The sequence below is a fragment of the Armatimonadota bacterium genome (assembly GCA_037138755.1).
In the GTDB taxonomy this organism is placed as follows: Bacteria; Armatimonadota; Fimbriimonadia; order Fimbriimonadales; family Fimbriimonadaceae; genus Fimbriimonas.
In genome coordinates this window covers 1842149-1860133 of the sequence record JBAXHT010000001.1, presented here as the reverse complement: position 1 = coordinate 1860133, position 17985 = coordinate 1842149, and the positions used below count along the sequence as shown (strand labels likewise).

At 55.8% G+C, this 17985-nt stretch carries 16 protein-coding genes; 4 read left to right on the top strand and 12 right to left on the bottom strand.

Annotated elements, in window-relative coordinates:
* Positions 1–9: 9 nt before the first annotated feature.
* Entirely contained in the window at positions 10–2292 is a 2283-nt protein-coding gene (locus WCK51_08795; protein ID MEI7576977.1) for a UvrD-helicase domain-containing protein, read from the bottom strand.
* Positions 2279–5092, bottom strand: a complete 2814-nt coding sequence (locus tag WCK51_08790; GenBank protein MEI7576976.1) for a hypothetical protein — start codon at positions 5090–5092, stop codon at positions 2279–2281. The genes WCK51_08795 and WCK51_08790 overlap by 14 nt, the downstream gene beginning before the upstream one ends.
* Before the next feature lie 25 nt (positions 5093–5117).
* Here WCK51_08790 and WCK51_08785 point away from each other — a divergent pair, with 25 nt between their 5' ends.
* Positions 5118–5678: a hypothetical protein gene (locus WCK51_08785; GenBank protein ID MEI7576975.1), complete on the top strand. Its 561-nt coding sequence runs from the start codon at positions 5118–5120 to the stop codon at positions 5676–5678.
* A 2-nt stretch (positions 5679–5680) separates the two neighbouring features.
* Here WCK51_08785 and WCK51_08780 read toward each other — a convergent pair whose 3' ends face one another.
* The 3 genes from WCK51_08780 to pfkA all read right to left on the bottom strand — a co-directional run bounded on the left by WCK51_08780 (position 5681) and on the right by pfkA (position 9254).
* On the bottom strand, positions 5681–7234 hold the full coding sequence (locus WCK51_08780) for a flagellin (GenBank protein ID MEI7576974.1): 1554 nt from the start codon (positions 7232–7234) through the stop codon (positions 5681–5683).
* A gap of 110 nt (positions 7235–7344) precedes the next feature.
* The gene (locus WCK51_08775; protein MEI7576973.1) at positions 7345–8289 is read right to left on the bottom strand and encodes a 1-phosphofructokinase family hexose kinase; all 945 of its coding nucleotides are present in this window, start codon (positions 8287–8289) and stop codon (positions 7345–7347) included.
* Between the two features lie 2 nt (positions 8290–8291).
* Positions 8292–9254, bottom strand: coding sequence for a 6-phosphofructokinase (gene pfkA / locus WCK51_08770; protein ID MEI7576972.1), 963 nt, complete (start codon positions 9252–9254; stop codon positions 8292–8294).
* 11 nt (positions 9255–9265) lie between these two features.
* Between pfkA and WCK51_08765 the strand changes: the two genes are divergently transcribed.
* Positions 9266–10384: a DUF1385 domain-containing protein gene (locus tag WCK51_08765; GenBank protein MEI7576971.1), complete on the top strand. Its 1119-nt coding sequence runs from the start codon at positions 9266–9268 to the stop codon at positions 10382–10384.
* A 24-nt stretch (positions 10385–10408) separates the two neighbouring features.
* The gene (locus WCK51_08760) at positions 10409–10828 is read left to right on the top strand and encodes a preprotein translocase subunit SecG (GenBank protein ID MEI7576970.1); all 420 of its coding nucleotides are present in this window, start codon (positions 10409–10411) and stop codon (positions 10826–10828) included.
* On the opposite strand, the gene WCK51_08755 is transcribed toward WCK51_08760, so the two are convergent.
* Positions 10829–12613 carry a SelB C-terminal domain-containing protein gene (locus WCK51_08755; protein ID MEI7576969.1) on the bottom strand — a complete coding sequence of 595 codons (1785 nt, stop codon included), beginning with the start codon at positions 12611–12613 and terminating at the stop codon, positions 10829–10831.
* A gap of 6 nt (positions 12614–12619) precedes the next feature.
* Positions 12620–13504: an isoaspartyl peptidase/L-asparaginase gene (locus WCK51_08750; GenBank protein ID MEI7576968.1), complete on the bottom strand. Its 885-nt coding sequence runs from the start codon at positions 13502–13504 to the stop codon at positions 12620–12622.
* 293 nt (positions 13505–13797) lie between these two features.
* Here WCK51_08750 and WCK51_08745 point away from each other — a divergent pair, with 293 nt between their 5' ends.
* Entirely contained in the window at positions 13798–15228 is a 1431-nt protein-coding gene (locus tag WCK51_08745; GenBank protein MEI7576967.1) for a flagellin, read from the top strand.
* A gap of 120 nt (positions 15229–15348) precedes the next feature.
* On the opposite strand, the gene WCK51_08740 is transcribed toward WCK51_08745, so the two are convergent.
* From WCK51_08740 to WCK51_08720, 5 genes are all read right to left on the bottom strand, one after another.
* Positions 15349–15639 carry a hypothetical protein gene (locus WCK51_08740; GenBank protein MEI7576966.1) on the bottom strand — a complete coding sequence of 97 codons (291 nt, stop codon included), beginning with the start codon at positions 15637–15639 and terminating at the stop codon, positions 15349–15351.
* Between the two features lies 1 nt (position 15640).
* Complete coding sequence (locus WCK51_08735; GenBank protein MEI7576965.1) at positions 15641–15880, bottom strand: hypothetical protein; 240 nt, start codon at positions 15878–15880, stop codon at positions 15641–15643.
* 88 nt (positions 15881–15968) lie between these two features.
* Positions 15969–16439, bottom strand: a complete 471-nt coding sequence (locus WCK51_08730) for a hypothetical protein (GenBank protein MEI7576964.1) — start codon at positions 16437–16439, stop codon at positions 15969–15971.
* Between the two features lie 106 nt (positions 16440–16545).
* Positions 16546–17010 carry a hypothetical protein gene (locus WCK51_08725; protein ID MEI7576963.1) on the bottom strand — a complete coding sequence of 155 codons (465 nt, stop codon included), beginning with the start codon at positions 17008–17010 and terminating at the stop codon, positions 16546–16548.
* Positions 17011–17013: 3 nt separating this feature from the next.
* The gene (locus tag WCK51_08720) at positions 17014–17976 is read right to left on the bottom strand and encodes a polyprenyl synthetase family protein (GenBank protein ID MEI7576962.1); all 963 of its coding nucleotides are present in this window, start codon (positions 17974–17976) and stop codon (positions 17014–17016) included.
* Positions 17977–17985 lie beyond the last annotated feature (9 nt).

The window sequence follows — 17985 nt, the reverse complement described above, 5'->3', positions numbered from 1 at the left end:
GTGCTTAGTCTACTCCGGTGTCACGGCGGTAGTGATGATGCTCGAAAACGCGGCTGAGCCGATACTTGAGCGAACGAGTTCAATCAAGCCCGCCCGGTTCCCTTCCCATCCCACCAGAATAAGCTTCTTCTTTGCCCTAGTCATCGCCACGTACTGGAGCCTTAACAACTCAGCCGCTCGATTCTCTTTCTCCTGCTCCTTGATAAACTCGCTTGAGTAGGTATTCGCACCACGTTGCCAGTAGCCAAACCACCCTCGCTCGGGATCAAAAACGGGTGCGTATACCGAACGCACCTTGTGCATCATTGCATCTGCGAGGATGACAACCGGCCACTCGAGGCCCTTCGCTGAGTGGATTGTGATTGTCGTCACCAGGTCTTCAGTCGGGTCCACGATTGATGGATCAACTTCCGCGTCCGAAAGCCGCTCGATGTCCTTAATCATCGCCGCATACTCCAATGCATTCAGTTCTGGCTTCGCAGCGGCCATCACGAGCAACTTCCGAACATTCTCGATTCGCTTCCTTCGCTCTTGGCGAGTGGCAAGGTTTTGAAGGAGGTCCGATTCCGCCATGATTTGCGAGATCACCTCCCATGCGGGAAGCCGATCTGAGAGTTCTCTCAGCGGCAGAAACCACTTCTTGAACCGTTCAAACTTGGCTTGGTCTTCGGCCAATTCGGGTTGGAAATCGAAGGGTTTCCCTTCAAACGCTCCGATCATCACGGTGGTATCCAATGAGAGTTCGCAAACCGGACTCCGAAGGCAGGCGATAAGGGCAAAACGGTTCTCTGGGTCGGCTAACGCTGTGAGGGTATTGCAGATGTCTCGCACCTCCAACTTGGCGTAATAGTTGGCCTTCCCAGCACTTTCTCGGACTCCGATGCCGTTGCGGCGAAGGTAACTTGCGATCACTTTGCCGTGCTTATGGTTTGCCGTGAGAACAGCGATATCATTCAGTTTAACGCCTTCTAATTGAAGATTTCGCACGCGTTGGACGACTTCGTGCCAAGCCTCTTTTGCTCCAAGCATCAGCACCTCGGAGTGCGTCTGGCTTGGTTGCCAGGGAGCATCTTCGAGGGTCGCATTAAGGACGCTAGTCATTGGCTGATAAGTGGCTTGCATCGCAGAAGCGAAGACCATATCGACCAGCTGCTGGATCGGCTGTTCGCTGCGATGACTCTTGCTGAGCCGCAGGATCTGGTCGCTCTCGTAGCCTTGAATGAAGTTTCCGACTGCGTTTCGGAAGAGGAATATCGACTGCTTATCGTCGCCAACCAGCATCTTGGACTCAGGCTGTATCGCCTTCAATAGCCTCATTTGGTTGGGGTTTAGATCCTGGCTCTCATCAACCATGACGTGACGATACTGTCTGTTAAGCCGGTCTCGAACCTCAGGGGAACTCTCTAGCAACCGCACTGTTCGAGCTTCCAGGGCGGTGTAATCGAGGTGATTATTTTTTCGATGCTCGTCTTCAAGCATCGCCCAAGCAGTGAGGGCAAGTTGAGCGAGACCGACGATGATTCGAGCTCCATTGAGCGAGTCACCGGGAGGAATGACCGGTTTGAGCCACGGATAAGCGCCTTGCTGCTTATTGGCCTTGAGGTCTTTGAATACGTCGCCGTGCCAGTTTGTCTCGCCAATCGGCGGTCGAAATGCCGCAGGGAGAAGTGCTTTCAGGTCTTCGTCAGTGTTGCGCAAAAAGTCCTCTGGCGAAGTGTAGAGACTAGCCAGAGACGTCCGAGGGTGACCACTGTCTCGGAAACTTCGGAGTGCGGAGCCGACCAAGTCCATGAGCTTCGCATAGCTACCGTTTCCGTCGCGCTCCGTCTTTCCAGCAAGACGTTTCAACGCGAATCGAGTCTCTCCGCCTTCTTCCTCGGCATAGCTGATCGCCCTCTTGATGCACTCCGTGGTCAGACGTGCCGACTCACCTCCGGTCACCACTTCAAATTTAGGATCGAGCCCAGCCGCCGGAGAGTTCTCCCTGAGGACCCGCTCGTAGAAGCTATGAATCGTCTGGATCGGGCCAGTCTCCGCTTCCTGGGCTTCGTCAAGCAAGTGCCGTTCGCGGAGCTTGGCCACGATACGGCCCTTCATTTCTGCCGCCGCTCTCTTGGTGAAGGTAATCGTCAGGATTTGGCTGGGCCGAATTCCGTGATTCTGTATCAGATTCAGATATCGCTCGGACAGAACGGTGGTCTTGCCGGAACCGGCAGATGCGATCACCACGAATTCTCCAGTGGTTCGCTCGACAACCGATTTCTGCTCGTCAGTTAGCTCAATGGCCTTCATCACCACCTCCAAAAACATCCTCTTCTTCGCTGGCAAGCTGTGACCGCCGGCAGAGATCGCTGACGTTGCAGTAGGCACAGTGGTCACCGGGGGTCGCCAGTAACTGGCCAGACCGAGCATTCTTTAGTCCGTCGCCATAAAGCTTTTTCAAGGTCGCTCGGAGGTCATCGCGAGTAGCATCGCCTTGTCCCAAGTTGATGACGTTCAGTTCGTCGGTTGACCGATGGTGCGGAGCATCCTCTGGAATGTAGATGATCTTGGTCCGCCGCTCGCCAAGACCTTCGATTTCGACCTCAACTTCATGCACATCGACCCAAGCCGCTTCAATCATAGAGCCGTACTCCAAGGTCAAGTCCTCTCGATTTGAACCCGTGATCTTTTCGGGAGGGTTCATTCGGTAGAGGTGAAGCGTTCGCCTCGAGTTCTGCTCGGTGACTCCCGCCAAAGACTCTTTGTAAATCGTCGCTGGATTGAAGTCCTCGAGCCGCCCCCCGATTCGGGTGTTCAGAGGATCGCGATGCCACAGCTCGCGAGCGGCAAACTCCCGCTCGATCAGAGCGGCAAACACCCGCTCCGATCCTTGCTCTAAGAGATCAAACTCCCAGGCGGGAAGCTGGGGACGGATTTCATCCAAAACGCTGGTGTACGCGGCGCGAAGGGCTCGGTCGGCCGACTCCGGGTCAGGACTGGTCAGCAATTGCGCCCGCTCCGGAACGCGGAGCAGCCTCCGCCAATAGTCGCCTTGCTCCCAAGGGACTGGCAGTTTCCGCTGAGAGAGGAACTGGAACGAACAGTTCCGCATTGCCTTGAGGTCCTTGGGGCGGATCGGCGACTTGTCATACCGGATCAGGTCCTGTGCCGACTGGCTGGTGAGCTGGTTACTTGGTGGTTGCTCGGAAGGAGCCTGAAGTGCGACCGAAAGCACGCGATCTGATTCGAGCTCGCACTCATCCGGCGGGGGAAGCAACTCTCGACGAGGATGAACAAACTCTCGCACATCCGGACAGACTCGTTTGATTTCTGCCAAGTAGAACGCCGCGATGTTATCCCGATCTCCGTCGATTTGAGGGTAACTGAGGATCAAGCCTCGCGACGGGCAGGCGCACAATCGGTAGAAGTGATCTCGCTCTGCAGCGGCGATATCGAAGCTATTGGTAATGGGTGGGACTGCCGCAAAAGCCGCGAGGTCGTCGTCGCTGAGGATCGGATTCTCAGAGCGTCGGCGGGGGAATGCGCCTTCCAATAGGCCAAGTGCGATCACATGATCAGTGAGCCCAATCTCATCGACCGAGGTGACGATGTCAATCCCATCCGGGGGCTTCGGAACGCTTGCGTCTCCCGAATCCAGGACCTGCTTGAGAATCTTGATCCAAATCGCAAACGCGATTGGTTCCGGTCGATTAGCATGGCGTACGACGGCATCCTGCCCTAGTGCGGCCAAAAGCGCGGTAAACGCCCGCTGGTCTCGCCCGTCATGGCCCCGCTGGACGACGGTCTGAAACCAGGGAGCTTGCTCGATGGCGGACCGCAGGAAGGCATGCCACTCCAAGGTTGTTCGCGCCTGCGACGGGATTGTGGAGCGGAGCTCTCTGAGGTGCTCGACGGTTGCCTTCAGCTCGTCCGACATCTCGAGTTCGCTGGTTAGCGTGCCGAACTCTTCCCATTCGTGGCCGCCTCGGAGATGGGCTTGTTCGATTGCATTTGCTACATCTGAGGAGAATCCGAGTCCCAAATACCCGCTCTTGAGCAGGGTTCCAAGTTTCCGAATGTCGCTGGATTCCAGCAAATCGAATAGCGCCAGCAAACTCTTCACAAATCCGTTGGCGAGTAGGGGAGTCCGACGCGCCAACCTCACTGGAACTCGCATTCGCTGACTTGCCGCGATCAGAACCGGGAGGTATGTGTCCCGATCCCGAGCAAATATTGTCACACTTCCCTCTCCGGTCAGAGCGGTCGCGCGGCGCAAAGCCCATTCGGCTTCGGAAAACGGGTCGCCAACGGTGTGAATCTCGACAAGATCGAGAGCGGGTCCCTCAGTGTCGAACTCTGAAAACAGGTTATTCAGCAGCCCATTGCCCTGACCCGGGGATATTGAAGGCTTCTTCAAAAGTTCACTGGTGATCTGCGAGGGTCGAAACAGCGGAGCATCCGTCGCGTGGCGATCCAGTACGAGTTGCACTTCTGCTCCTTGTCCAGAGAGCCACGTCAGCCATCGCAACCCAAGCGGGTGCAGTTCGCCGCGGTTGAAGACCAGCAACCGAGCCTCCTGCCCGTCGAGATCGAGCGATTGATCGAGACAAGCCTTCATCAAACTTGCGGTTGAAGTTGCCGAAGCTTCTTCGAGTGTTCTTTGAACCTCCATCGCGATGGCATGGAGAGCTTCGGCTTTTGCTCCAGTCACACTTTCTGTAACTGAATCGAAGCAAACATCCCAATGCTGGAACTGCCGAATCACATCGCGCACGACCTCGTGAAACCCCGCCTTTTCGCGAACCTTTTGAAAAGGGCCGAGGTTTGGCAGAGTCTCACATGCAAGTTCTATGGCGGTCAGCACCTGACGCGAAGATGCCAGCCGAGGGCTACTGCCCTCCACCTGAGTATGCACTTGCCGAACAAACTCACCAAACGGCTTCAGATCAACAAGCGACGATTCATCGAGTAAGGTTCGGAGAGCTCCGAGATAGGAGTCCGATAGCGAAGTGACAACGCCGTAGCTGTGCTTGCCAAACCGCTGAACAAGACCCGAGGCGATACTGGGCGAGGGAACGATTTGGATCACCTCGAATTTCCCCTTCGCCATACTTCTACAAGTGTAACATCACCGGATGATCTGGTCGCGACGGAGGAGGTGGATGGGAAACATTGTTCCGCTTATTCCGACGGCACTGGTTGTGGCAGTTGCGGGCGGTTTGGGGTTGGGAGTTTGGAGTTTGGGGCTCGGAGTCTTGGTGGCGATTCCGCTGATCAGCCGATTTGGATTTTGGGAAAACTCTCAGATACGCTCGGAGTTGCTTGCCATTTACGCTAGCGACGGGTTGCTTGTCGGCTTCGTATTCGACCGTCCTGCTGACTACTTGGACGCCCATGCCGAAGTTGGCCTGCTGACTATAAGCCGGAACAAGCTCAAGATTAACAGCGAAGAGCGCACAATCGAAGTGCCGATCAACGCGAGCACTCGAATCACCAGGCAGTTTAACATTCATCAGCTCATCGGGCTCGGGGGATGGATCCGAATTCAAAACGAAGGACTCCCGGATCTGAGGATTGAGAGCCGAGAGCAGAACACGATGTTTGCCAGCAAACGAAAAACGAATCAGCTTTTCGGGCAACTTCAAAAAGAAAAAGGAGGCTCCGAAGAGCCTCCAATTTCGAATCAACTTGCCTGAGCTTATCGGAGCAAGGACATGACGCTGCCGAGGCCGCTGTTTGCTTGGCCAAGGATCGACATACCAGCCTGCTGCATAACCTGAAGCTTAGTGTAGTTGGTCATTTCCTGAGCGATGTCGAGGTCTCGGATGGAGCTCTCGGATGCCGCCAGGTTCTCTCTCATGTTGGTGAGCGATCGGCTGTTCGTTTCGAGAACGTTTCGCTGGAAGTTACCGATTCGACCTCGGACTTGGCTGACTTCTTCAATCGCCTTGTCGATAACCGTCAGAGCGTTAGTAGCAGCTTGAGCCGTACTCACGTCGAGGTTGTTGATGGTCGTACCCGAGATAACACCGGTCCCGAGCTGACCCGAAGCCATGTTTCGAAGTGCAAGGTTCGCGGTGACTCCTGAGAGGAATCCAATCTGGAAGCTCGAGTCTTGAGCGACAACTCGTCCGACAGCAGCTGCAGCGGAAGTAGCGTTACCGCCTTCACCGATGTTCAACTTGTTACCGTTGGCATCTGTGAGGGTAAGACCGTCAGCACCGCTTCGTCCGCCAGTGAACAGGGCGGCAACGCCACCGATGGTGACTGTTGCAACTGCGTCCACTCCGGCCACGTTTGCCGTGGTGTTCGCAGCAGAGCTGATAACACCAGTGGTATCCGTGAAAGTGATCTGCCGGTTGGATCCGGTCTGTGTCGCCTGGAAGGTGAGCTGGTTGGCAGTCGAGTTCCATGCTGCGGTAACACCGGTTTGCGCCGAAGCCGCATTGAAAACGTTGGCAAGAGAAGCGCCCGACGTGGTAGCCGAGATGTTGAAGTTGACACCGTTCAGCGCAACCGTTCCGGACTGAAGCGCACCGGTGGTGAGCAACGAGGTTGCGGTGTACAGAGCGCGAGTCGCGGCCGTACCCTGAGCCAAGGTGATGAGACCGTTAGCCGTAATCGACACGGTACCGAGAGCACCGCCGAAGCTGAATCCAGCGACCTTGGTTGCGTTCGAGATCTGCGTCGTGGTACCCGCCGATCCGTCGAGGAGCTTTCGGCCGGAGTAGGTGACGCCGCCAGCAATTCGGTCGATCGACTGAATAATCGAGTTGACCTGATCTTGGTTTGCAGCGACCTGGGCAGCCGTAAGGGTTGCCGAGTTACCGGATGCAATGGCAAGACCTCGAGCATCGCTGAGTAGCTTGCTCATTTCACCGAGAGCGTTCTCAGCGGTCTTGGCATAGTTCATTGCCTCTTGGTTGTTGCGAAGCGCAGCGTCCATCGAGTTGATCTGTGAGCGGAAAAGCTCAGACGAAATGAGACCCGCCGGATCATCCGACGCGTCCTTGATTCGTAAACCAGAGCTCAGTTTGCCCATGGACTTGCTCATCATGTCCGAGACTTGGTTTACGCTGTTAAATGCACCTTGTGCTGTTGTATTGTTATTGATTCGAAAAGGCATTTCGATTCCTCCGTGATTGTCCGTTGAGCCGTGACTTTGGACATCCTTGCCCGCAGTCTCCGAAGACTCCCCGTCTCCGTGAACTTCATGGCGACTCACCAAACTAGCTCGGGGAAGATTTTCCACCCAAGGTTGCTGGGTTACCTGGTAAATACACGGTGCTTAAATCGAACTGATATTGTTACCAGCTAGCAATATTTACAGGTGTGATCCTGGAGGTTCGCATCGGTTCTGACTCATGCAAGATTCGACTCGACAATCGCCTCATCCAATAAATCTTCGATCGTCGGAAGCCGAGCGATGCCACTTCCGTCGGTCATCGCGGTTGCCGCTCCGGCAGCGAGCCCCCAGCGCAGCGCGTCCTCAGGAGTTTTTCCGGTGTCGATTGCCCACAGGATTCCCGCAATCATTGAATCGCCGCTTCCAATGGTGCTGGTTGAGTGAATTTTTGGAGATCGGCCGACCCAAACTCCACCCCGTGTCGCCATCACGGCACCATCCTTTCCTCGCGAGATCACAGCGATTCTGTCGCCCCCCCCAAGGCCTTGGTGCAGTTCCAAGACCGCTTCCACCGCCTCGAGATCACTCTCAATTTTTGTCTTCAACAAGCGACTGGCTTCGGCGGCGTTAGGCTTGATGAAGTCAGGATTCGCGAGCAACCCGTGGACTTGGGCGACGCCGTCTGCATCGAGAATCACTTTGACTCCTGAAGAGTGAAACAGCTCACCCAGTATTTGAAAGGCCTCATCCGGCACCCCAGGTGGGAGTGAACCCCCGAGGGCCACCCAACGTGCGCCACGACCAAGTTCTTTGCAGTCGATCAGCAGTTGGTTCCACTCAGCTGCCGAGATGTTTGGACCTCGGCTATTCAATGTCGTTGGGGGGGTTCCAGAATTGTCTTCCACCGAAAAGTTGGTGCGAGTTTCTCCCTGGATGTTGACAAAAGCGTCCTCCACACCCTCCACCTGAAGGACGTGACGGATGTGAGCTGCCGTTGCGCCGCCAAGGAATCCGGTTGCGGCGGTATCTCCGCCAAGCTCCGAGAAGACTCGACTAACGTTGACACCCTTTCCGCCGGCGTCTTTCTCTACCCTGATCACCCTGTTTGTGTCCCCAACCGTGAACTTCTCGACGAAAAGCGCGTGATCGACGCAGGGGTTGAGGGTGACGGAGACAAGCATGGCTAACTCGACATAACTTCGGCGAGGAGCAGTTTTTCGGGGTCGATGGATCGCTCCGTGCTTAGAACATATGTTAGCGGATGCGACACGAGTTTTGATCCATCAACCCCCGCCATTTCGCCCTTGAATCCGCTCAACATCCGATTTGCCGCAAGGGCACCCAGCCTTAAAGCTAAGACCCTATCAAAGACTGTTGGGCTACCGCCCCTCTGAAGGTGACCCAAAACCAAGTATCGAGTATCGAAGCCAGTGTTCTTTTCAATGAACATCTTCACGTCGCTCGCCCGAGCGGCACCCTCAGCAACGATGATGATCGAGCTCCGCTTCCCTTTCTCGGCAGCGGTTCTAAGGTTGTTGGTGATGTCGAGCAGTGAGTAAGGAACTTCGGGGATGAGGATCGCCTCGGCTCCGCCGGCAAGGCCAGACTCGATGGCGATAAAGCCGTTCCGGCGACCCATGACTTCAATGACAAACACTCGCTCATGGGAATACGCCGTATCCCGCACTCGGTCAATCGCTTCAACCGAGATGTTTACGGCGGTGTCGAATCCGATGCTGTAGTCGGTTCCGCTAATGTCGTTGTCAATCGAACCCGGAACTCCCATCACTGGGAAGTCAAATTCTTCTTGGAGCTTCAGCGCTCCGGTCAGCGAGCCATCGCCACCAATCACAACGAGACCTTCGACACCGTTTTTCTTGAGAACTCCTAAAGCTTGCACGCGCCCTTCGGGTGTTCGAAAAGTATTGCTGCGAGCCGAGCGAAGAATTGTGCCGCCTCGGTCGATGATTCCGCCGACCGTCTTTGACTCCATTAACTGGGATTCATCGTTGATGACGCCTTCCCAGCCGTGGGAGAACCCGATCACCTCGGCTCCTCGGTGGAGGGCAGCGCGCACAACCGCGCGGATCGCTGCATTCATGCCGGGGGCGTCGCCGCCGCTTGTGATGACGCCAATTCGCTTCACTGCTACTGATTATGCCCAACAAGCACCATACTAAGGGTGTGATTCTCGACCGGCTTAACCAACCCGCCGGTCGATTTATGCGACCTTGCCCGGTTGCCGAGACCTTTTCTAGCGTCGCCGTCGCGGCCGAGCGAATGGAATCGGCAGGTTTAGCGATTCTGCCGATTGTGCGAGACGGGCGATATGTTGGCGTTCTGACACAAGCTGCGATTCTGGTATCGCTCGCTGCGGACGAGTCTTCGCCAGTGGGAGACTATGCCCGAGACTGGCTCTCGATTCCGCCTTATGTCACGGGGGCTGAGGCGATGCGGAAGCTGGAAGCGGCAAGTGGCACTTTGATTGTCGTAGCGGACGACGGTGAGGTTTGCGGAATTCTAACCGCTTCGGCCTTCTTGCACTCCGACCATGAACGGGTTAAGCCGCCCATCGTCGGCGGAATGGCAACTCCTTTCGGGGTCTACCTGACGACCGGAGCAGTGAATGCTGGACGGAAGGGCTGGAACTTGATGCTGACCGGGGGCGCAATGTTCTCAGCGATGTTGGTCGGCGAGATGATCTACCTGTTGGTCTCGCCTCGGATATCACCAGGATCTGCGTGGTTGAATGTACTTGCGCTGCTTCCCATCGTAAGCTTGGTGGTGATGTTCCGACTATTCCCGCTTTCGGGATACCATGCCGCCGAGCACCAGGTTGTTCATGCTATCGAGCAGGATGAGCCACTTCTGCCAGACGTGGTGAGGCGAATGCCCAGGGTTCACCCTCGTTGTGGAACCAACATCGGAGTAGCGATCTCTCTGTTCTTGGGGGTCTCTCAGAGCAAGTGGATTCCTTATGAAGAGCTCCGACTGCTGATGGCGGTTTTGGTGACGCTGTTCTTCTGGCGGCCCCTCGGTAGCTTTGCTCAGCAGTACATCACGACAAAACCAGCAACTCCCAAGCAGATTCAGAGTGGAATTGATGCGGCCCACGAGCTACTTCTCAACTATGAGCAAGCCCCGAACCGGAAACCTACCCCGTTCGGGAGACTTCTCAACAGCGGAGTTCTTCACGTCATAGCGGGCTCGTTTTTGGCGTATTTGATAGCAAGCCTGCTCGCGGTGCCGCTCGGAATCAAGTTCGGAGACCTGTGACCTTGGGTATCATTTGGGGTCGCTGTGGAATTATTCGCCAAACTCGTACTCGGACTCGCGCTTCTCGTCGCGATTGTCTTTGCTCTCCTCGTCCTGGTGACGGGTAAGGGAGATGCGATGAGCGGCGGCGGTAGCGTGCGAACCTCATTCAAGGGTAAGGCCAGCTTCGACGACATTATTTCCAAGTGGACCTTGTACATGGGCGTCTCGTTCATGGGTCTCGTCTTGCTGTACACCGTTGTTTCCAACCGAGTTCTTGAGGCCGGCACCTCGGCCCCAGTCACCACTGACTCAAATGCTCCGGCGCCAAAGACTCCAGCAGCCCCTGAAGCCAACAAGCCTACTGAAGCTGCAAATACACCTGCTTCAGCTCCAGACACCAACAAGCCAGGGGAAGCCGCCAAAACTCCTGCACCAGACACCAACGCTCCGGCGAAGAAGTAACTACTTCGCGACCGTTCTAGTATCCTCATCGCGGATCGTAAATCCGCTCTTGTCAAAATGCTCCAGAAGCGGAATGACAAACCGTCTTGACGTATCCAAGAAATCACGTAGCTCAGACGCGTTGAACTCTCTATCGCCAGCCCACAACGCCACTTTCCGTTTGATCTTTTCCAGTTGGGCAAGTGTGTAATAGGTGCCATCCGAAACCTCGACCAATCGGCCCGCATACGCGCCAAGCTTCATGATTTCGTCCACAGCTTGAGTCGGAGTCACAAGGGCTTTTGCGACCTCGCTGATGTAGGGAGCATTGATGCCGTGCTTATCGAGCTCTTGCTCAACACGCGCCAAGAAGCTATCTTGCTTCCCAGTCAACTGGATTCGGAAGTCGATCATGCGGACTCTGGAATTCCCTTCACTATCAATCTTTTTCAGGGCGACCAGTTGGGAAATGATCAGGTCGAGACACTTTGCATCCCATGAACGGTTCATCTGCTCCATCACGAGCTCGGCAGGTTGAAAAGCCACACCTGGCTCCTTAACATGCATCTCCGAGAGGCAACCAAGGAACCGCTGAGCTTCTCGGAGGAAAACTTCGGGTGTAAACCACGTTCCGCCAAAGCTCATCGCTTTCCGAGAACCCTTGAGCTCAGCGAACACGTCCCCGAGATCCTGCTGGGTTACCCCCATTTGCTTGCAAATCTCGTGAGTCATGACGCCTTCGTTTCGATCACGAAGAATCCTCATAATTGCCTCGGCTGGGTCCTCTGCATCCCACTCGAAGACCGTTTCTTGGCGCCGATGAAGCGTCGCCTGAAGAGTGGTCACCACTCCACCTCCCAAAACAAGCGGAGGGTGAAGTTGACGAAGTATGAGCGGCTGGCCGACAAGGGCGGCAATGCGTTCAGTTGGCCGAATCTGAGCTAGCTTCGGATTCTGATCGCTAGGGAAAAGTCGGCCGGTGACATCTTCGGTTCCAATTGTGATCCGAACCTCGGAGGCGTATCCGGGTGTGTGTAGCCAGTCGATCTCCGCTTCAAAGAAGTCGGTCGAGCCCATCTCATCGATCGAACCAACCAACATCCCTGGACGGAGTTTGTAGTGATCAATACCCAGCAGGGTCATCGAAACCCGGCTTCCGGCGTCCATCAGCGTGAACACATCGTCAGTTTTGCTCACCGAGCGCATCGTTGTCGGATGCCCGCCAGGAAAGACGCTGGCTCTTGATCCGGCCTGGGGCAAGCCCTGGGCAATGACACCCGTCACAACATATCCTTGACGAGGGAGCGTGTCGACCCCATCAATGGCCATGTACCAATTGAATCCCCCAGTTTTCGGGGAGACTTTGTGGATTCCTTCAACCACTGCAGCCCGAATCTCTTCTGTCCGTTCGATTTCAATAATCGGGGCCGAGCTGAACCGGCTGCTCGCAAGCAGGTTTTGCAGTTCGAGGGGCGCAAGCCGACCTCTGACAGTCACGACAAGGGCCGTGGCGGGTGATGCGATTACGACCTCGAGAAACTCTCGCCAAGTTGGGTGATTCGCGTCGCTTGGTCCGATGCAGACGACGGCGACGTCTGTCACAAGTGCAGTTGCATAAGCATGGTGAACATAGCGCTCGTAGCCTGGAGTGTCGACCAAGGTAGCTCGAACCGCGTCGAAATCCCAGGCATAGTAGGCACACTGGCTGCTCAACAGGGTTTGGCTGGTCGGACGCTGGAGCAGAGCCTCTACTAGGCTCGACTTGCCCGCCTCATGCGGCCCAAAAACTCCAACGACGACACCCATAGATGATTACAGCACTAATGCGGGGTACTCGCGATACTCCACATGTTCATTTCGGCTGATCCATAGGGGAAATTCACCCTTGGTAGTCGCCGCTCCAAAATCCCCATCCTTTCTCAGGGCAAAGACGACGCAGGGCAAAGTGAGTGACTCGGGCTGGCGGCGCATCATGTGGCGGATGGTTTCTTCACAGGCTTCGACAGCAGACATCCCGGCCTCCATGTTACGAGTAGTTCGGAACGAAGCACTCGCCTTCCAAAGTTCTTCACCCAGCCCAGTCGCTCCGGCTGCTCCGATTTCATCGTCTGCGTAGATCCCTGCTCCGATGATCGGCGAGTCACCTACTCGGCCTGGCAGCTTCCAGGCGAGTCCGCTGGTCGCAGAGGCGGCGACTAGGTGCGGCTGACCAAGATCTTCAAGTGCGAGCATCGTCACCGTATCGTGGCTCTCGGTTGAAGAGTGAACGTAGAACTTGTCCGCCTCGCCTCGCTTCCACTCGTCGTATTTAGCGATATTCTCGGCGGTCATGAGGTTCATGGGCTCCATTCCAAGCGAGATGCCAAACCTGCGGGCTTGATCGCCAGACAGCATCACATGCGGAGTCTTCTCCATTACCGCGCGCGCGAGAGAGATGACTGGGCAGAGTCCCTGGACCGCGCAGACCGCACCTGCGTTTAGATCAGAACCGTTCATGATTGAAGCATCGAGTTCCATCACGCCGTCGGCGTTCGGGAGAGAGCCGAGGCCGATAGCCAACAACTCTGGGTCCAGTTCGCAAGCGGCAAGACCTTTTTCGATCATCGTGAGCAGATCGGCTCCGGCACGCCGAGCAGCTAAGGCCGCATCCATACCGACTTTGCCAGGCTCTTTCCATGAGGCGAGAACAGTTGTCATGCGGGAGAGTGTACAGCCTGGGATTGTCCGCAGGTGACTTCGCCCCCCAACTCCCATCTCCCAACTCCAAACCCAAAAGTCAAAACTCAAAAGTCAAAACCCAGCACATATACCAATACTGGTAATTTTACTAGGATGGTAATTGTGCTGGGGATGGAAACAAGTAAATGAACGAGGATCGTTGAACCAGCGATCTCGATCACGAAACCGGTTTAAGGAAATCGAAACGGGATCGTAAAAACTGGAAACCAAGGAATGGTGGAAAGTCTGGTTCACGACACAAGGAAGGTCACATGTCATTTCGTATCAACACTAACGTCGGCGCCCTCAGCGCATTTAATAGCGTCAATCAAGTCTCAGACATGCTCGGCAAGTCGCAAGGCAAGCTCAGCTCAGGTCTTCGCATCAAGGATGCATCGGACGATCCAGCCGGATTGATCTCTTCGGAGCTCTTCCGCTCACAGATCAACTCGATGGATGCCGCACTGCGAAACAACCAAGAGGCTCTCAACTATGCAAAGACCGCCGAGAACGCTCTCGGTGAAATGAGCAAGCTACTCAGCGACGCTCGAGGTCTTGCCATCGCATCCGGTAACTCGGCAACTCTTACGGCTGCTCAGGTTGCTGCTAACCAAGATCAGATCAACTCGATCATCTCGTCCATTGACCGAATTTCGACCACGGTTACGTACTCGGGTCGAAAGCTCCTCGACGGATCGGCTGGTACCACCACGCAGATCTCGAACCAGACCAAGATCGCAGGCTTCAGCTTCGGCGGATCCCTGGGAACCACTTCAATCACTTCCAACGGTCTCATCACCTTGGCTCAGACTACGGCAGCTACTCGAGCGCTCTACACGGCGACTTCGTTGCTCACCACCGGTGCCCTTCAATCGGGAACCGTTGCTCTCAACGGTGTCAACTTCAACATCTCGGCCGGTACCACTGGTGCTTCTCTCGCCAACGTCTTCAATGCAGCTTCGGCTCAGACCGGCGTCACGGCGTCATGGAACGCAGCGGGCAACCAGCTCACCTTCCAGTCCGTGCAAACCGGATCGAACCGACAGATCACGTTTACGGATACGACTGGCGTTGTCAGCTCCGCTGCCAATACCACTGCGAACACCACAGGTGTGGATGCTGCGGCAACCGTCACCATCGGCGGCATTGCAGCACTGTTCACCGGCGGACGATCAGGCGCAGACGGTCTCACCCTTTCGGATCAGAATGGTAACAAGCTACAGATTGGAGAAGGTGGTAACGCAGTCTCGGCAGCAGCAGCCGTCGGACGAGTGATGGCGGCTGACTCTAGCTTCCAAATCGGATTCCTTGCTGGCGTCACTGCTAACCTGGCCCTCCGAAACATGGGATCAAGCCAACTCGGCACCGGAATCGTTTCGGGTACCACGATGAATAACTTGGACGTTTCGACGGCCCAGAACGCCACCAATGCCCTTGCGGTCATCGACAAGGCGATCGAAGAAGTCAGCTCGATGCGTGGAAAGATCGGTAACTTCCAGCGCAACGTTCTTGAGACGAACAGCCGGTCACTTACCAGCATGCGAGAGAACCTGTCGGCTTCCGAGAGCTCGATCCGAGACCTCGACATCGCACAGGAAATGACGAACTACACCAAGCTTCAAGTAATGGAGCAGGCAGGCATGGCTATCCTCGGACAAGCCAACCAGTCCGGTCAGGGTGTCCTTTCTCTTCTCCGCGGCTAATAACCTTTGCTCAACGAAAGACAAGACCAACCCCACCCTCGGGTGGGGCTTTCTTGTTTATCGGGTTCTGTGATTCGGGATGCGCTTCGTCGCTAGTCGTTGGCGACTCCGGCTGGTGGGTCAGCCCATCATTGCTTCCACGAACGCGAAAAACAGTGAGGTGATGATCGCGCAAATAGCACCGATAAACACGATCCAAGCCATAAGAGCTTTTTGAAGACGAAGAGTTTGAACGAACAGGATCAAGCCACTCCCGAAGAGTGCTGCAATCAGCAGCACCCAGTTTCCGAGAAGGTTTTGTCCAAGCATTTGAAAGAAGATTGCGACTCCGAAACCCCCACACACGCCAACAACCCAAACCCAGAACCATTGGCGGCGAGATTCGATGGCGGCTTCGACTTCGGGCTTCACGCTAGTTGTACCAGTAGCCGACAAGGATGAGGGTCCCTAGAGTTGTTCCGAGTGTTATTGCTTTTAGGCGATTCTTGAGCCGCGAAGGCTTAGTGACAAGGAGGGCGAAGTACAGCGCGGAGAGCACTCCGGGGTAGAGGACGACGAGTAGTGGCAAGAACATGTAGTCCAGCTTTAAGATCAGCGGGGATAGCGGAGGGAAGATGGAGAGGATGAAGAGTCCTTCGGACCACCATGACATATCCGGTCTGGGGTCCGACGTGAGGGGTTGCAGGTCTTTTAGCTCGGGGTCTGGTGTCAATCGTCTAACTCTCCCGGTTCGCCGGAGCTCACCGACCTCCCTTATCTAAGGGAGGTACTTTGTTGGCTCGATCCCGGGCGGCTTTTCTAGCGAGGAGGCGTTGTTTGTACTCGTAGGAGGCTTGTTTGTTTAGCTGTTCGAGGCGGTCTTTGCCGGTGGTTTCGAACCATAGCCCAGAGGCCATCAGGAAAACATGGGGAATGTAGAAGGGGAGGAGGGTGAGCATTCCGAGTTTGCGGAGAGGTTTGAGACCTTCCTTGCTGGCTCCTCCCTTTCGTAGCCTGGTGAGGCGGATCATGCAAGAGCTGAATGGCACGAAAGTGCACAACAAGCCGATGACGGTAAGCACGAGGAATGCCACTGCTGAATTGTTTAAACGGTCGTAATTTAGGCTCATAACGCCTAGCAGATAGAGGAAACCTCCGGTGCATCCTACGGTGCTTCCAGTCAAGATAATAACCTTGACTGTTCGGTCGCTGAACGGCCACCAGGTTTTCATTTTGTTCGCCTTAGGAGAGAATACTTCGGTTCTTCGGGGTTGGTTTCGAATTGGTGCATCCTGGCTTTTTGGAGATTAGAAGGTGGCTTCCGCGTTCCAGGAGAGGTCACTTTTGCGTCTGGAGGATCGACTGTTCTCTCAAAACTGACGCCAAGGCAACTGCCGCGCCAGCGACGAGAGCGAGGGCGATCCACCGGCCGTACATGCGGGTCTTCCACTTTCCGATGTCGGTCTGGTTTTCGCGCCGAGATCGAAAGTAGAACCAGTGGAAGCCGCAGAAGGTTGGGAGGAGAAGGTCGGCCCAGCGCAAGTCTTGGAGTTCGGCGATTTTGGCTGCGGGTTCGATGTCTCCAGTTCCGGTGCCTTGGGCAAACATGCTGATGTAGAGAAGGAATGGGCAGAGGAAGAGCGAGGTCGCTAAGAACTTCAGAGCCAGTTTTGGGATTCTCCAGAAGAATCTGAAGAACTCGGTGAATGAATCGTCGGGGACGTTTTCGACTTCACTGGGTGCATGGTCCACCATCTCGCCTGTGGCATGTAACAGGGCGTGAACTATCTCAGGGTCGGCCATTTTTTAGTTCATCCTCAGAACTGAGTATTGGGCGATGGAGCGGAGGGTGGGGGCGTTGGGGAAGTTTTGGATGAGGGCGGAGGCTTGGGCGGCTAGGTCGAGGGCTTTTTGTTTGGATTCTTCGAGGCCGTAGAGGGCGGGGTAGGTGGCTTTTCCTCGTTCGCGGTCGGAGCCGACGGCTTTGCCGAGTTGTTCGGCGGTGGCGGTTTCGTTGAGGACGTCGTCGGCGATTTGGAAGGCGAGTCCGATGGATTCGCCATAGGTTTTGAGGGTGATGCGGGGGGACGTGGGCCGGTCGGAGATTACAACAGCCCCACCGGTTCGCTGGCGCTCACCGACTCCCCAATTCTGGGGAGTTGTAGTAAGTGCCCCTATCTCGCAGGCGGCGGCGATGAGGGAGGCAGTTTTGCGGAGGTGGATTTGGTCGAGAGTTTCTTTGGAGACTTCTTTGCCTTCGCTAAGAATGTCAATCGTTTCTCCGCCGACGAGGCCCTCGGAGCCGACGCATTTGGCGGTGACTTTGAGGATTTCGACGACTTGGGCGGCAGGTAGTGGGAGGGAGGCGAGGACTTCGAAAGCGAGGGCGAAAAGTGCGTCACCGGCGAGGAGGGCGACGGCTTCGCCGAACTTGATGTGGCAGGTGGGGAGTCCTCGGCGGAGGTCGTCGTTGTCAAGGGCAGGCAGGTCGTCGTGGATGAGAGAGAAGGCGTGGATCATCTCGAGCGCGCAACCGGCGTCGAGCGCGGCTTGTTCGTTGCCGCCTACGGCTTGGGCGGCGAGGAGGACGAGGGCGGGGCGCAGGCGTTTTCCGGGGGCAAGGGCGGAGTAGCGCATTGCCTCGTGAAGCTCGCCGGGGGCTTCGGTGGTTTTCGGCAGGAGTTCGCTTAGCCTTTGGTCCACCTTTGCAGACATTTCGCCCAGAAGGGTCATTAGCTGTGCGGTCTCGAGTGCGACTTCTGGGGGCATCAGAATAAG

What these genes read in the sequence shown, in the direction of transcription:
- WCK51_08795 (MEI7576977.1), bottom strand. Translation starts at nt 2,292, where the DNA reads ATGAAGGCCATTGAGCTAACTGACGAGCAGAAATCGGTTGTCGAGCGA.
- WCK51_08790 (MEI7576976.1), bottom strand. Translation starts at nt 5,092, where the DNA reads ATGGCGAAGGGGAAATTCGAGGTGATCCAAATCGTTCCCTCGCCCAGT.
- WCK51_08785 (MEI7576975.1), top strand. Translation starts at nt 5,118, where the DNA reads ATGATCTGGTCGCGACGGAGGAGGTGGATGGGAAACATTGTTCCGCTT.
- WCK51_08775 (MEI7576973.1), bottom strand. Translation starts at nt 8,289, where the DNA reads ATGCTTGTCTCCGTCACCCTCAACCCCTGCGTCGATCACGCGCTTTTC.
- WCK51_08765 (MEI7576971.1), top strand. Translation starts at nt 9,266, where the DNA reads ATGCCCAACAAGCACCATACTAAGGGTGTGATTCTCGACCGGCTTAAC.
- WCK51_08755 (MEI7576969.1), bottom strand. Translation starts at nt 12,613, where the DNA reads ATGGGTGTCGTCGTTGGAGTTTTTGGGCCGCATGAGGCGGGCAAGTCG.
- WCK51_08750 (MEI7576968.1), bottom strand. Translation starts at nt 13,504, where the DNA reads ATGACAACTGTTCTCGCCTCATGGAAAGAGCCTGGCAAAGTCGGTATG.
- WCK51_08745 (MEI7576967.1), top strand. Translation starts at nt 13,798, where the DNA reads ATGTCATTTCGTATCAACACTAACGTCGGCGCCCTCAGCGCATTTAAT.
- WCK51_08735 (MEI7576965.1), bottom strand. Translation starts at nt 15,880, where the DNA reads ATGTCATGGTGGTCCGAAGGACTCTTCATCCTCTCCATCTTCCCTCCG.
- WCK51_08730 (MEI7576964.1), bottom strand. Translation starts at nt 16,439, where the DNA reads ATGAAAACCTGGTGGCCGTTCAGCGACCGAACAGTCAAGGTTATTATC.
- WCK51_08725 (MEI7576963.1), bottom strand. Translation starts at nt 17,010, where the DNA reads ATGGCCGACCCTGAGATAGTTCACGCCCTGTTACATGCCACAGGCGAG.
- WCK51_08720 (MEI7576962.1), bottom strand. Translation starts at nt 17,976, where the DNA reads ATGCCCCCAGAAGTCGCACTCGAGACCGCACAGCTAATGACCCTTCTG.